The sequence below is a fragment of the Collinsella sp. TF06-26 genome (genome assembly GCF_002232035.1).
Taxonomy (GTDB): domain Bacteria; phylum Actinomycetota; class Coriobacteriia; order Coriobacteriales; family Coriobacteriaceae; genus Collinsella.
The window spans coordinates 1-14,970 of record NZ_NKXR01000005.1 but is presented as its reverse complement, the minus strand read 5'-3'; the positions used below and the strand labels follow the sequence as shown (position 1 = coordinate 14,970).

Below are 14,970 nucleotides of genomic sequence, written 5' to 3'. Positions count from 1 at the left end.
AGTACCGGAGCCTGACCAAAAGCTTGCCCAATTCCTGACAAATTGAGCTCAAATACAACAACCAAGCAAAAGCGCAGGTAGAAGATAGGGAGAACAGGAGGTCAAAGGTCCTCATCTCCACAATTGACGCGATTTTCAAACGAATCTCCACAGCTAAAACAAGCATCGCCACCCTTGTATCGAACAAGACAACCGCGTTATACTAGCCAACACACAAGCGGGCATCGCCAAGTGGTAAGGCATCAGCTTCCCAAGCTGACACTCGCGGGTTCGAGTCCCGTTGCCCGCTCCATTCGAATTTCAGGCACGGTAACGTTTCGTTACTGTGCCTTTTTCAATAAAGTGCCGGGACTCGAACCCGACAGGGTGCGAGCGTTAAATAAACGCGAAGCGTTTATAGCGAGCAGGCAAGGTCGCCGATAGGCGACCGCAGCCGGTGCGGATTTGCGAAGCAAATACGCGGACGTCCCGTTGCCCGCTCCATCGAGCGCGGGAGACCTTGGGACGGCCAATTCAACAAAGTCTTCCCCATCGTCTCCGTGAATCCGGGGAGATCGACCGCAGCCGGTGCGGATTTGCGAAGCAAATACGCGGACGTCCCGTTGCCCGCTCCATCGAGCGCGGGAGACCTTGGGACGGCCAATTCAACAAAGTCTTCCCCATCGTCTCCGTGAATCCGGGGAGATCGACCGCAGCCGGTGCGGATTTGCGAAGCAAATACGCGGACGTCCCGTCGCCCGCTCCAATTCCAAAATGTTAGGTTAATGCCTGCTGCCCATACTTGCACCTGCGCACGGTACAATGGTTGGGTTACGACCAACGTGCCAATAACCAAAAAGGAGCCGCTATGATCGATCGCTATACCCGCCCGGAGATGGGACACATCTTCTCCCTCGAGAACAAGTACGCCATTTGGCAGGAGATCGAGGTCCTGGCCTGCGAGGCCCAGGCGGAGCTCGGCAAGATCGGCATTTCTAAAGACGAAGCCCAGTGGATCCGCGACCACGCCAACTTTGAGAAGGCAAAGGTCGACGAGATCGAGGAAGTCACGCGCCACGACGTTATTGCCTTCCTGACCAACATGAAGGAGTACATCGACGCCGATGTTCCCGAGGGCGACCCCAAGCCCAGCCGCTGGATTCACTATGGCATGACCAGCTCCGATCTGGGCGATACGGCTCTGTGCTACCAGCTCACCCAGGCCTGCGATCTGATCATCGAGGACGTCAAGAAGCTCGGCGAGATCTGCAAGCGCCGCGCCTTCGAGGAGCGCAACACGCTTTGCGCTGGCCGCACCCATGGCATCCATGCCGAGCCGATGACCTTCGGCATGAAGTTTGGCTCTTGGGCCTGGGAGCTCAAGCGCGACCTGGATCGTCTTGAGGACGCCCGCAAGAACGTTGCCTTCGGTGCCATCTCGGGCGCTGTCGGCACGTACAGCTCCATCGAGCCGTTTGTCGAGGAATATGTCTGCGAGCACCTGGGTCTGGTCCACGACCCGTTGTCCACGCAGGTCATCTCCCGCGACCATCACGCCTACCTCGCCGGCGTCCTCGCCACCACGGCGGCCACCTGCGAGCGCATCGCTACCGAGGTCCGCAATCTGCAGAAGACCGATACGCTTGAGGCCGAGGAGCCGTTCCGTAAGGGTCAAAAGGGCAGCTCCGCCATGCCGCACAAGCGCAACCCGATCACCATGGAGAAGGTCTGTGGCCTGTCGCGCATCGTGAAGTCCAATGCCCAGGTTGCCTTCGACAATGTCGCCCTGTGGCATGAGCGTGACATTTCGCACTCCTCTGCCGAGCGCGTCGCCCAGGCCGATAGCTTTATCGCACTCGACCACATGTTCCAGTGTCTCATCCGCGTTATCGACGGCCTGCAGCTGTATCCGGCTCGCATGATGGCCAACCTCAACAAGACTCGCGGTCTCATCTTCTCCTCCAAGGTCCTGCTGGCCCTCGTCGATACGGGCATCACCCGCGAAGATGCCTATGCGATCGTGCAGGAAAACGCCATGGCTACCTGGCACGAGGTGCAGGATTGCGTCTCCGGTCCCACCTTTAAGGAGCGTCTCGAGGCTGATCCGCGCTGCACCGTCAGCCAGGAGAAGCTCGACGAGATCTTTGATCCGTGGGACTTCCTCACCCGCATCGACACGGTCTTCGATCGCCTGGAGCAGCTGAGCTTCGAGTAGGTTCGGGCATAACGTTAGCTTTTTAGGGCGCTTTGCTGGTAATGTGTGTTGCCGGCAAAGCGCCTCGTTGCATTTAGGGAAAGACGGGGATAATAGTCGTCTCGAATAACATTCTGAGAGGGGATCGCATGATTTCGTTTGATTACAAGCCGCAGGGTGTATGCTCTCGCAATATTCACCTCAATCTCTCTGACGATGGCAGCAAGGTGCTGGGCGTTGAGTTTACCGGCGGCTGTGACGGCAATCTCAAGGCAATCTCCAAGTTAGTCGAGGGTGCTCCTGCCGATCGCGTAATCGAGGTTCTCGCCGGTAATACCTGCGGTATGAAAAAGACCTCTTGCGCCGATCAGCTTACGCGCGCTATCGAGGCCGCTCGCGCCGAGATCGCCTAATGGGTATCGCCGACCACATCAAGAATGGAATATCGCGCCGTGGCTTTGTGCTCGGCGGTGCTGCCGCGGGCGCTGCCACGGTGCTTGCCGGTTGCTCGAAAAAAACGGGCACCAGCGACGATGCCGCCGGCGAGCCGCAAGTTATCAAGGACGATTCGAAGATTGTCTCGATCACTGATGAGTACGAAGCTGTTGATATCGATCTTGAGCCGGCGGCGTCGTGGACGCTGCCGCTGGGCACGCTGCTGTACTACTGCGATGGCGACTACGCTGCCGCGATGATGGCGCCTGCTTCTGCCCTGCATGCCAATACGCTTGGTGTGCTCAACCTGGGCGATGGCTCGCTTACCACACTTATCGAGGATCCCGTTGAGGGAACCGGTTATGCGTTTTACGACGTTCGCGCGGGTGATGGCGTGTTCGCGTGGGTCGAGATGAACTTTGCCAATGCGTCTTGGAAACTCTATGCGCAAAACCTTGCAGGCTCCTCCCTTACCGGCAACGCTGTCGAGCTCGATCGCGGTGGCGAAAATTACGATCCGCCGCTCTTCACAGCGTATGGGTCGTCGGTCATCTGGTATAAGATGCCCTCGTCCGGCGGCAGCAAGACGAGTAACGATTCGTACTGCTGCCGTCAGTCGCCCAGCGAGTCCAAGCCTGAGACTATTTGGAAGTCGACGGGCCGCTTCGCATCCGCCCCGCGTGTGAGCGACGGCATCCTGACCATCTCGCCCCGCGTGCACAATGATGAGGGCGTCTATTACGGTATGACGGCGATCGACCTGACTGACGGCAACAATACGAAGCGAGCTCAGCTGGTGCTTCCTTCGTCGGTTTCGCCTTTCGAGGCCGTGTATATGGGCGACACCTTCGTGTTCTCCATTGAGGCGACGTATAACGGTGTGGGTAGCCTGGGCAATATGGGCACCTATATCGGTAACGAGGGCGGGCCGTACCTCTTCCTTTCGCGTGAGCCGCTCGCGTGCGTTGCGGGAAGGAAAAATAAATACCTGGTTAAAGTCCAGGCATCGCATTTTCTCATCGACACCTCTGCCAAGACCTATGGCTCGCTGTTGTCGCCCGACCGCGCTTTGGAATATGGCGATTATCCAGCTACGGCGGGAAAATCGGACTCATTCCTTACGTACGCCACGGTGCGCAACAGCCAGGGTATACCCGAGACGGTCACCGCACGCCTATTCTCTCTTTAAGCTTAGAGGGGTTAAAAAGGCGCCAACAGGGGAATAAACGCGTTGTAATTGTGAGTACCGCCCGCCGAGCTGCCGCGTCATAGTGGCATCCGGCGGGCTCAGGTGCGTTAAAATGGGCTTGTTCTTAGCTGATTGAGACAGGGGGGCCGTGTTATGGCTTCAGATGCAAAAAAGATTCTGCTGGTCGAGGATGAGAAGGCAATCCGTGACGCCGTCGCTGCCTATCTCGAGCGCGAAGGCTACTGGGTTGTGGGTGTCGGCGACGGCCAGTCCGCGATCGAGGAGTTCGAGAAGCATCAGTTTGACCTGGTCGTGCTCGACCTTATGCTCCCCAAGATCCCCGGCGAGCGCGTTTGCCGCACCATTCGCGATACCTCGGATGTCCCCATCATCATGCTGACTGCCAAGGGCGAGATCGAGGACCGTATTATCGGTCTTGAGCTCGGCGCCGACGACTATCTGATCAAGCCGTTCTCGCCGCGCGAGCTTGTCGCGCGCGTACGCGCCTTGTTCCGCCGTGCCCATCAGGCCGACGAGCCAGCCGTCGAGGTACTCGACTTCGGCGATCTGGTCATCGATATCTCGGGCCACAAGATTTTGGTCGAGGGCAAGGAAGTCGACCTGACGGCTTCCGAGTTTAAGCTGCTCACCACGCTTGCCCGTCACCCCGGTCGCGTCTACAACCGCATGGAGCTGGTCGAGAAGGTGCTCGGCTACGACTTTGAGGGCTATGAGCGCACCATCGATAGCCACGTGAAGAACCTTCGCGCCAAGCTGGGCGATGATCCCAAGAAGCCCAAGTGGCTCTACACCGTCCACGGTGTCGGCTATCGCTTCGAGGCTCCGGCCAAGACCGATAAGTCGGACGAGAAATAGGGAAATCACATATGACACCTGCGCGCTTTGAAATCGGACAAAAGCACAAGCAGGAGAGCGAGGCGGGTTCCAAGGCTAGTTGGAACACGCCTCGTTCCGATTCACGGCCAACGATGAGCTATCCCTCGCGCATGGCACTTGCTTTTGCTCTGACATCGCTCATGACGGTATTGGTGCTGGTGGGCGTGGTCTCTGTTGTGTGGGGCACGGTCTTTTCGGATTACACGCGCTCCAATATCGTCGAGATCGCCAATTCTGCTGCCGAAAAGCTTGCGACGTCGTATGAGGAAAACGGCAACTGGACTGCGGGCGAGCTGCGCACGGTCGCGACATCGAGTTTGGTATCCGACGACCTGAGTATGCAGGTCGTCAACAAGAAGGGCGTTGTCGTCTATGACGACTCATGGCCTTCGGCAAGCGCGACCGCCGATGTGCGCGAGAGCGAATCGGCGTCGAGCAGCTCGAGCGGTAAAAAAGCATCGCATAGCCCGGTCTCGTCTGCTCCAACCGACTCCGATAGCGTTGCCAACGTCGAAATCATAACGTCTTCGGGCGAGCATGTCGGACAGGTAAAGCTATGGGCCATCGGCTCCGATGCCTTGCTCACCAAGGCGGATTCTGCATTTAGGGAGAAGACCTTTAACGCCATGGCCCTCGCCGCGGTTGTTGCAATCTGCATTTCGGTCGTTATCGGATCGCTCGTGTCGCGCATGCTCACCAAGCCGATTCATCGTATTACGAGCACGGCCAAGCAAATTCGCGATGGCGATCTGTCCGCTCGTACTGGTTTGCGCGGTGATGACGAGATTGATCAGCTGGGTGAGACCTTCGATGAGATGGCCACTTCGCTTGAGAAGGATATGAAACACGAGAAGCGCCTGACCTCAGACGTGGCTCACGAACTTCGTACTCCGCTTATGGCCATGCTCGCGACAGTCGAAGCCATGCAGGATGGGGTGTATCCCACCGACGACGAGCATCTGGAAACCGTTGCATCCGAGACGCGTCGTCTGGCCCGTCTGGTGCAGCAGATGCTCGATCTGTCGCGCATGGAAAACAGTACCGCGCCGCTCAACCTGGAGCCGGTGGATATGGTGCCGTTTGTGCGTTCGATTGTGAATGGCCAGGAGCGCCTGTTTGCCGATCGTGACCTGCGTTTGCGCTTTGCGGATGAGACGCAGGGCCACGATGACGTTGTCGAGGCAGATCCCGACATGATCACGCAATGCGTCATCAACCTTTTGAGTAACGCCATGCGCTATACCCCCGAGGGGGGTTGGGTCGTGGTGTCGGTGCTCAGCGACCGCAAGCACGTCGATATCGCGGTTTCGGATACGGGCATCGGTATTGCCAAGGATGATTTGTCGCGCATCTTTGGTCGTTTTTGGCGTGCCGACGCCAGCCGCGCCCGTGAGGCGGGCGGTCTGGGCGTGGGCCTCGCCGTGACCAAGCAGATTGTCGAGCGTCATCACGGCTACATATCCGTGGAGTCGGAGCTTGGAAAGGGTACGACTTTTACGATTCATCTGCCACGCGAGCACACGGCGGACGCGGCATCTACTACAATGGAGCACTAGCTTTTCGCTACTCGGTGAAGGAGGGGTCTTGTCCTTGCCGCTCCGGGTTTGCGAAAACGTGCGGGAAAGAACCCGCATTACTGTCGTATTTTGGTAAGGAGTGACTCACGTGACAACGATGGAGCGTCGTCCGGATTCCCGTGGCAAGGTTCGTGATATCTACGATACCGGTGAAAACCTGCTGATGGTCGCCACCGACCGCATTTCTGCGTTCGACTTCATTCTTCCCGACGAGATTCCGTTTAAGGGAGAGGTGCTCAACCGCATCTCGGCATTCTGGTTCGATAAGTTTGCCGACATCGTTCCCAACCACCTCGTTTCCATCGACCCGGCGGATTTCCCCGAGGAGTTTGCCGAGTATCGTGACTACCTCGCAGGCCGCGCCATGCTGGTCAAGAAGGCCCAGACGATTCCTATCGAGTGCATCGTCCGCGGCTATCTGACCGGTTCGGGCAAGAAGACCTATGACGAGAACGGCACCGTCTGCGGCATTCAGCTGCCCGAGGGTCTGACCGAGGCCTCCAAGCTTCCCGAGCCGCTGTTCACGCCGTCCACGAAGGCCGAGATCGGTGACCATGACGAGAACATCTCGTTCGAGCGTTGCTGCGAGATCGTTGGCGAGGGCATCGCCACGCAGATTCGCGACCTGTCTCTCAAGATCTACAAGGCCGCTGCCGAGTACGCCGCGACCCGTGGCATCATCATCGCCGACACCAAGTTCGAGTTTGGTGTCATCGATGGCAAGGTTACGCTGATCGACGAGTGCCTCACGCCCGACTCCAGCCGTTTCTGGCCTGCCGCCAGCTACGAGGAGGGCAAGATTCAGCCCAGCTACGACAAACAATTCGTCCGCAATTGGCTCAAAGCCAACTGGGATATGACGGGGGAGACCCCGCACCTGCCCGCCGAGGTCATCGATGGCACGTCCGAGCGCTATCGCGAGGCCTTCCAGATCATCACGGGCTCCCAGTTCACAAGCATGAAGGAGAACGCGTAAGTGAGTACCCGCAGCGCCACGAACAAGCGCACGCAATCCCGCGAGGTTACCGGGGTTGCGCGCAAGTCCGCCGCATCCGCTAAGCCCGCCCGTCAGGCAGCGAGCTCTGTTCACGTCGTGCCGGCATCATCCAAGGCACGCCGCAAAGAGCTCGAGAAGGGCGAAAACCTGGAAGGCCTTTCCAAGGAGGAAAAACGCGCCCGCAAGGCCAAGCAGCGCGCCCGAGAGGATCGCATCTACACGGTGTCGAATATCCTTCTCAAGCAGGATGAGGACTACACCAAGCGCCGCCGTATTTGGTGGGCCGTGCTCGCTATCGGCATGGTGCTCGTCGTGGCCATTTGGGCTTCGCTGTACTTCGCTCCCGCTGGCATGGTGTCCAGCCCTGTTCAGATGGTCGGCATCGTTTTGTCCTACGTCGTCATTTTGGGTGACTTTATTTACGACTTCGTTCGTATTCGTCCCCTGCGCAACATGTACCGCACGCAGGCCGAGGGCATGTCCGAGAACAAGCTCAACGCCCTTATCGAGCGCTCGGCTGCCGAGGAGGACAAGAAGGACTCCAAGAAGAAGTAGCGTTTGCATGCATACTTATCGCTAAGATATAAGGCGCGTCGTTTTTGCGGCGCGTCTTTTTACTGTTCTATAGATAGATGGAGTGGCACATGATTCGAGCTGCCCTGACGGTCGAAGAGGCTCTGGAGGGCATGAAGGCCCTAGAGCCCAAGATTAAAAACTATGCGCGCCTGGTTGTCCGCAAGGGCGTAAACGTCAAGCCCGGCCAGGAGGTTGTCGTTCAGTCTCCGGTCGAGTGCGCGCCGTTTGCGCGCGTGGTGGTCGCGGAGGCCTATGCCTCCGGTGCCGGTCACGTGACGGTTATTTGGGCCGATGATGCCGTGACGAGGCTCACGTACGAGCATGTCGAGCAAAGCTATTTTGAGCAGACGCCCGAGTGGAAGCGCCTGCAGCTTGATTCCCTGGCCCAGGATGGTGCCTGCTTTATCTTTATCGAGGGTGCGGACCCTGCAGCTCTCAAGGGTATCGATCCCGCCAAGCCAGCCGCGGCTTCCAAGGCAAGGAATACGCAGTGCAAGGTCTTCCGCCGTGGACTGGATTACAACATCAACCCGTGGTGTATCGCCGGCGCTCCGGTCGTGGCTTGGGCGCGTGAGGTGTTCCCGGGAGACGCCGATGAGGTCGCAATCTATAAGCTGTGGAATGCGATTCTGCACACCGCTCGCGCAGATGGCCAGGACCCGGAGAGCGATTGGGAGCTTCATGACGCGGCGTTCGAAAAGAACCTGCGTTTTCTAAACGATAATCAATTTGATTACCTGCACTACACCGCTTCGAACGGAACTGATCTGACGATTGGTATGACGAAGGGCCATGAGTGGGCCGGCGGTAAGGGTGAGACCCCCGACGGTCATCCCTTCTTCCCCAACATCCCCACCGAGGAGGTCTTCACCTCGCCCGATCGCATGCGCGCTGACGGTATCGTGTACTCGGCCATGCCGCTCATCCACCACGGCAACAAGGTCGATGATTTTTGGATCAAGTTCGAGGCGGGCCGCGTAGTGGACTACGATGCCCGCGTGGGTAAGGCGACGCTTGCGAGCATTATTGACACCGATGAAGGTGCCGCTCATCTGGGTGAGGTTGCGCTTATCTCCAAGAACACGCCGATCCGTGAAAGTGGCGTTCTGTTCTATGACACGCTCTATGATGAGAACGCCAGCTGCCATCTCGCGCTAGGTGTCGGTTTCCCCGAATGTATCGAGGGTGGGTATGACATGTCCAAGGAAGAGCTCCTGGAGCATGGCGTTAACGTCTCGAGCACGCACGTCGATTTTATGATTGGCACGGACGACATCGATATTACGGGCATTACGCCTGATGGACGTGAAGTTGTGATTTTCCAGAACGGCCAATGGAGTTGGGAATAGTCCCAGACCGTGGTACAATGCCACCCGCGGGCCGTTAGCTCAGCTGGCAGAGCAGGGGACTTTTAATCCCAAGGTCCAGGGTTCGAACCCCTGACGGCCCACCCAAAGATTGTTGAGACGGTCAACTTCGGTTGGCCGTCTTTTTTGTCGCCTTTTCATGGGTTCGAACCCGTCGGGGCGCGGAGCTGAGTAAACGCGTGAGCGTTTGCCAGCGCAGCGAGCAAGGCGCGAAGCGCCGCAGCGGCCGCCTGCGGAGCAGGCTGGACCCCTGACGGCCCACCATAGACTAAAAAAGCGACTGGCGGATGCCGGCCGCTTTTTTGTTGCCGCGACACGGGTTCGAACCCGAACTTCTCTATATATAAGAACGCTTGGCGAACAAAACCTGCCTTTTACCGACGGGAAACAAATAGCTGATGCTTTTGGAGTAAAGTGGCGCTCCAGAGATGACCGATGCCTTAACACCTATAAACCAGCTGGTCATCGCCAATATCAGAAGCCAATGCTTCAGTTTTAACCTCAGTGATGCGACTGAGGGACCTATTCATTTGTGAACAAAATATGGAGTGCGCGATTCCCGCCCCCGGCGCCCCTCCGGTCTGGCAATATATCTCCTTGCCGCGCGGCCCGGTCGGACCGGATCAGCCGCCAGGCGTGCACCTTGAGAACCGGATACTGCGAGGATGGACACATTCAGTGTCGCATCCGGGCAGACATCGAACCATTTGAAATGGTCTAACTTGGATTTGTTTTTCGCAAGGCCGCCGAGAGGCGGCCCCGAGAAATTCCTTTTCCTATACAGAACCATATGAATCGAACGGAACCGATCAGCGATGGACTGAGAGGACCGGACGGGCTCGAAGCCCAGAATATTTTGGACGGAGAGTTCGATCCTGGCTCAGGATGAACGCTGGCGGCGCGCCTAACACATGCAAGTCGAACGGCACCCCTCTCCGGAGGGAAGCGAGTGGCGAACGGCTGAGTAACACGTGGAGAACCTGCCCCCTCCCCCGGGATAGCCGCCCGAAAGGACGGGTAATACCGGATACCCCGGGGTGCCGCATGGCACCCCGGCTAAAGCCCCGACGGGAGGGGATGGCTCCGCGGCCCATCAGGTAGACGGCGGGGTGACGGCCCACCGTGCCGACAACGGGTAGCCGGGTTGAGAGACCGACCGGCCAGATTGGGACTGAGACACGGCCCAGACTCCTACGGGAGGCAGCAGTGGGGAATCTTGCGCAATGGGGGGAACCCTGACGCAGCGACGCCGCGTGCGGGACGGAGGCCTTCGGGTCGTAAACCGCTTTCAGCAGGGAAGAGTCAAGACTGTACCTGCAGAAGAAGCCCCGGCTAACTACGTGCCAGCAGCCGCGGTAATACGTAGGGGGCGAGCGTTATCCGGATTCATTGGGCGTAAAGCGCGCGTAGGCGGCCCGGCAGGCCGGGGGTCGAAGCGGGGGGCTCAACCCCCCGAAGCCCCCGGAACCTCCGCGGCTTGGGTCCGGTAGGGGAGGGTGGAACACCCGGTGTAGCGGTGGAATGCGCAGATATCGGGTGGAACACCGGTGGCGAAGGCGGCCCTCTGGGCCGAGACCGACGCTGAGGCGCGAAAGCTGGGGGAGCGAACAGGATTAGATACCCTGGTAGTCCCAGCCGTAAACGATGGACGCTAGGTGTGGGGGGACGATCCCCCCGTGCCGCAGCCAACGCATTAAGCGTCCCGCCTGGGGAGTACGGCCGCAAGGCTAAAACTCAAAGGAATTGACGGGGGCCCGCACAAGCAGCGGAGCATGTGGCTTAATTCGAAGCAACGCGAAGAACCTTACCAGGGCTTGACATATGGGTGAAGCGGGGGAGACCCCGTGGCCGAGAGGAGCCCATACAGGTGGTGCATGGCTGTCGTCAGCTCGTGTCGTGAGATGTTGGGTTAAGTCCCGCAACGAGCGCAACCCCCGCCGCGTGTTGCCATCGGGTGATGCCGGGAACCCACGCGGGACCGCCGCCGTCAAGGCGGAGGAGGGCGGGGACGACGTCAAGTCATCATGCCCCTTATGCCCTGGGCTGCACACGTGCTACAATGGCCGGTACAGAGGGATGCCACCCCGCGAGGGGGAGCGGATCCCGGAAAGCCGGCCCCAGTTCGGATTGGGGGCTGCAACCCGCCCCCATGAAGTCGGAGTTGCTAGTAATCGCGGATCAGCATGCCGCGGTGAATGCGTTCCCGGGCCTTGTACACACCGCCCGTCACACCACCCGAGTCGTCTGCACCCGAAGTCGCCGGCCCAACCGAGAGGGGGGAGGCGCCGAAGGTGTGGAGGGTGAGGGGGGTGAAGTCGTAACAAGGTAGCCGTACCGGAAGGTGCGGCTGGATCACCTCCTTTCTAGGGAGATAAATCTTCTAGAGAGATCAACTTAACTCGAATAGAGGGCAGGAGCCCGTCCGGTGGATGTCGCCCGGGGGAAGTCCCCGCAGCACCCGGTCCCCGGGGTCGCACCCGCGTACCTTGAGAGCCGCATAGCGATAGGAGAGAGATGGAAGATCATTCTTCCAGACTCGATTCTTTTCTGCGATTAAATCAAGAATGATAGCAATCATTCATCCGATCCAAACAAGAAGAATTCACTTATATATGAGTGAGGAGCATCTGATCGCGAGCACAGTCAACTACTGTGCCGCGGTATGAGATACCCGAATTGCGACATACGAGCGCTATTCATGATATCGATTAATTTAACTTAATTAGCGACACGTGGATATCCCGCGGGCCCGAGAGCGGTCCCGCAAGATACCACGGGCGCACGGCGGATGCCTTGGCACAGGGAGCCGATGAAGGACGCGGCAAGCTGCGATAATCCCCGGCGAGGAGCACACATCCTTCGACCCGGGGGTCTCCGAATGGGCGAACCCATCCACAGAGGTGTGGATATCCCGACCCTGAACGCATAGGGGCCGGGAGGACAACCCGGGGAACTGAAACATCTAAGTACCCGGAGGAGAGGAAATCAATCTCGAGACTCCCCGAGTAGCGGCGAGCGAAAGGGGACCGATGGCCAAACCGTCGAGCGGGCATACCCGGCAGGGGTTCCGCCGACGGGGTTGCAGGGCCGCGCATCCGGGGGCTGCCGCCCCCGGGCGCAGGTCCGGCTGGGGAGCGGAACGGCATGGGAGGGCCGGCCGCAGCGGGTGACAGCCCCGTACGCGAACCCAGACCGGACGGCGCGACGCGGTCCCTGAGTAGGGCCGGGCACGTGAAACCCGGTCCGAACCTGGGTGGACCACCATCCAAGCCTGAGTACTACCCTGTGACCGATAGCGCACCAGTACCGTGAGGGAAAGGTGAAAAGCACCCCGGGAGGGGAGTGAAACAGTACCTGAAACCGTGCGCCCACGAGCAGTCGGAGCACCCTTCGGGGTGTGACGGCGTGCCTTTTGTAGAATGAGCCAGCGAGTCGCTGGCGCGGGGCGAGGTTAACCGAAAGGGAGCCGGAGCGAAAGCGAGCCTTAACAGGGCGACTTGAGTCCCGCGCCGCGGACGCGAAGCCGGGTGAGCTATCCGTGGGCAGGCTGAAGCGGGGGTAAGACCCCGTGGAGGGCCGAACGCACGTCGGTTGAAAACGGCGGCGATGACCTGCGGATAGGGGTGAAAGGCCAATCAAACCCGGAGATATCTCGTTCTCCCCGAAATAGCTTTAGGGCTAGCGTCGCGCGTTCACCGCCGGAGGTAGAGCACCGGATGGACGAGGGGGCTTCGCCGCCTACCGAATCCAACCGAACTCCGAATGCCGGCGGCCCAGAGCGCGGCAGTCAGAGCATGTGGGCTAAGCTGTGTGCTCGAGAGGGAAACAGCCCGGACCGCCCGCTAAGGTCCCCAAGTTCCAGCCGAGTGGCAAAGGATGTGCGTCCGCCCAGACAACCAGGATGTTGGCTTAGAAGCAGCCATCCATTCAAAGAGTGCGTAACAGCTCACTGGTCGAGTGGACATGCGCCGACAATACACGGGGCTAAGCTGGACACCGAAGCGGCGGGATTTTGATTTTCAGAATCGGTAGGGGAGCTTCCCATGGGCGGTGAAGCCGCCGGGCGACCGGCGGTGGAGCGCATGGGAGTGAGAATGCTGGCATGAGTAGCGAGAGACGAGAGAGTAACTCGTCCGCCGTGAACCCGAGGTTTCCTGGGCAAGGCTAATCCTCCCAGGGTCAGTCGGGGGCTAAGGCGAGGCCGGAAGGCGTAGCCGACGCGCAGCAGGCAGACATTCCTGCACCGCGCACGCGGCGCTACGACCGACGGGGCGACGGATGGGGGTGGCTCGGCGGGGTTCTGGACGTCCCCGTGATGGAGCGCGGCCCGCGGACCAGGGAAATCCGGTCCGCACGAGGGCGAGGCTCCGGACGAAGCACTTAAGCGAAGCGAGTGAGCCCGAGGTCCCTAGAAAAACCCCTAGGCAGGCGCGTGCGCGCCCGTACCGCAAACCGACACAGGTGGGTGGGTAGAACATACCGAGGCGATCGGGTCAACCATGGTCAAGGAACTCGGCACAATGGCCCCGTAACTTCGGGAGAAGGGGTGCCCGCGCGTACGTGAACCGGCTTGCCCGGGGAGCGGAGGCGGGCCGCAGTGGAGAGGCCCAAGCGACTGTTTACCAAAAACACAGGACTCTGCAGAAGCCGCAAGGCGACGTATAGGGTCTGACGCCTGCCCGGTGCCGGAAGGTCACGCGGAGGAGTTAGCGCATCGCGCGAAGCCCCGAAGCCAAGCCCCGGTAAACGGCGGCCGTAACTATAACGGTCCTAAGGTAGCGAAATTCCTTGTCGGGTAAGTTCCGACCTGCACGAAAGGCGCAACGACTTGGGCGCTGTCTCGACCATGGACCCGGTGAAATTGCACTGGTCGTGAAGATGCGACTTACCCGCGGAAGGACGGAAAGACCCCGTGAACCTTCACTGCAGCTTGGCATTGGCCGCTGGTCCCGCGTGTAGAGGATAGGCAGGAGGCATCGATCCGGAGGCGCCAGCCCCCGGGGAGCCGCCCTTGGAATACTGCCCTCGCGCGACCGGCGTCCTAACCCGAGGCCGTCAACCGGCTCGGGGACCGTGCCAGGCGGGCAGTTTGACTGGGGCGGTCGCCTCCTAAAGGGTAACGGAGGCGCGCGAAGGTCCGCTCGGGACGGTCGGCAACCGTCCTTTTGAATGCAAGAGTACAAGCGGGCTTGACTGCGAGGCCCACAAGCCGAGCAGGTGCGAAAGCAGGCTCTAGTGATCCGGCGGCCCCGAGTGGGTGGGCCGTCGCTCAACGGATAAAAGGTACTCCGGGGATAACAGGCTGATCTTGCCCAAGAGTCCACATCGACGGCAAGGTTTGGCACCTCGATGTCGGCTCATCGCATCCTGGGGCTGGAGCAGGTCCCAAGGGTACGGCTGTTCGCCGTTTAAAGCGGTACGCGAGCTGGGTTCAGAACGTCGTGAGACAGTTCGGTCCCTATCCTCCGTGGGCGCAGGAGAATCGATGGAGGCTGCCCCCAGTACGAGAGGACCGGGGTGGACGCACCTCCGGTGAACCGGTTGTCGACCAACGGCACGGCCGGGTAGCCGCGTGCGGCGCGGATAACCGCTGAAGGCATCTAAGCGGGAAGCCGTTCCAGGGATTAGTTCTCCTTCCGGTAAGGGCCCAGGTAGACTACCTGGTCGATAGACGGCAGGTGCAAGGACGGCGACGTCCTCAGCCGAGCCGCACTAATCGCCCGAGCTCTTCCGGAACCGCACCTCGCGGCCCGCGGGAC

At 59.8% G+C, this 14,970-nt stretch carries 8 protein-coding genes, 2 tRNA genes and 2 rRNA genes; all 12 read left to right on the top strand.

The features are described from left to right. Positions 1-217 precede the first annotated feature (217 nt). The 12 genes from CHY22_RS04170 (at position 218) to CHY22_RS04115 (ending at position 14,947) form a co-directional block, all read left to right on the top strand. A tRNA-Gly gene (locus CHY22_RS04170) sits at positions 218-292 on the top strand. 555 nt (positions 293-847) lie between these two features. Then, entirely contained in the window at positions 848-2,194 is a 1,347-nt protein-coding gene (purB, locus tag CHY22_RS04165; protein ID WP_089572561.1) for an adenylosuccinate lyase, read from the top strand. A gap of 128 nt (positions 2,195-2,322) precedes the next feature. Then, the gene (locus CHY22_RS04160) at positions 2,323-2,586 is read left to right on the top strand and encodes a TIGR03905 family TSCPD domain-containing protein (RefSeq protein WP_089572560.1); all 264 of its coding nucleotides are present in this window, start codon (positions 2,323-2,325) and stop codon (positions 2,584-2,586) included. Further along, on the top strand, positions 2,586-3,797 hold the full coding sequence (locus CHY22_RS04155; protein ID WP_089572559.1) for a twin-arginine translocation signal domain-containing protein: 1,212 nt from the start codon (positions 2,586-2,588) through the stop codon (positions 3,795-3,797). Before CHY22_RS04160 ends, CHY22_RS04155 begins: the two co-directional genes overlap by 1 nt. Positions 3,798-3,950: 153 nt before the next feature. Beyond that, positions 3,951-4,673, top strand: coding sequence for a response regulator transcription factor (locus tag CHY22_RS04150; protein ID WP_006236208.1), 723 nt, complete (start codon positions 3,951-3,953; stop codon positions 4,671-4,673). 11 nt (positions 4,674-4,684) lie between these two features. Continuing rightward, on the top strand, positions 4,685-6,250 hold the full coding sequence (locus CHY22_RS04145) for a HAMP domain-containing sensor histidine kinase (RefSeq protein ID WP_089572558.1): 1,566 nt from the start codon (positions 4,685-4,687) through the stop codon (positions 6,248-6,250). A gap of 118 nt (positions 6,251-6,368) precedes the next feature. Continuing rightward, positions 6,369-7,247, top strand: coding sequence for a phosphoribosylaminoimidazolesuccinocarboxamide synthase (locus CHY22_RS04140; protein ID WP_089572557.1), 879 nt, complete (start codon positions 6,369-6,371; stop codon positions 7,245-7,247). Beyond that, positions 7,248-7,823, top strand: coding sequence for a hypothetical protein (locus CHY22_RS04135; RefSeq protein ID WP_089572556.1), 576 nt, complete (start codon positions 7,248-7,250; stop codon positions 7,821-7,823). It abuts the gene before it with no gap. A gap of 89 nt (positions 7,824-7,912) precedes the next feature. Next, positions 7,913-9,193, top strand: a complete 1,281-nt coding sequence (locus tag CHY22_RS04130; protein WP_089572555.1) for an aminopeptidase — start codon at positions 7,913-7,915, stop codon at positions 9,191-9,193. Positions 9,194-9,221: 28 nt separating this feature from the next. Further along, positions 9,222-9,294: transfer RNA gene (locus tag CHY22_RS04125), tRNA-Lys, on the top strand. 774 nt (positions 9,295-10,068) lie between these two features. Next, positions 10,069-11,574, top strand: a 16S ribosomal RNA gene (locus CHY22_RS04120). A gap of 398 nt (positions 11,575-11,972) precedes the next feature. Then, positions 11,973-14,947 (top strand): 23S ribosomal RNA (locus tag CHY22_RS04115). Together the 16S and 23S rRNA genes form the textbook arrangement of a ribosomal RNA operon. Positions 14,948-14,970 lie beyond the last annotated feature (23 nt).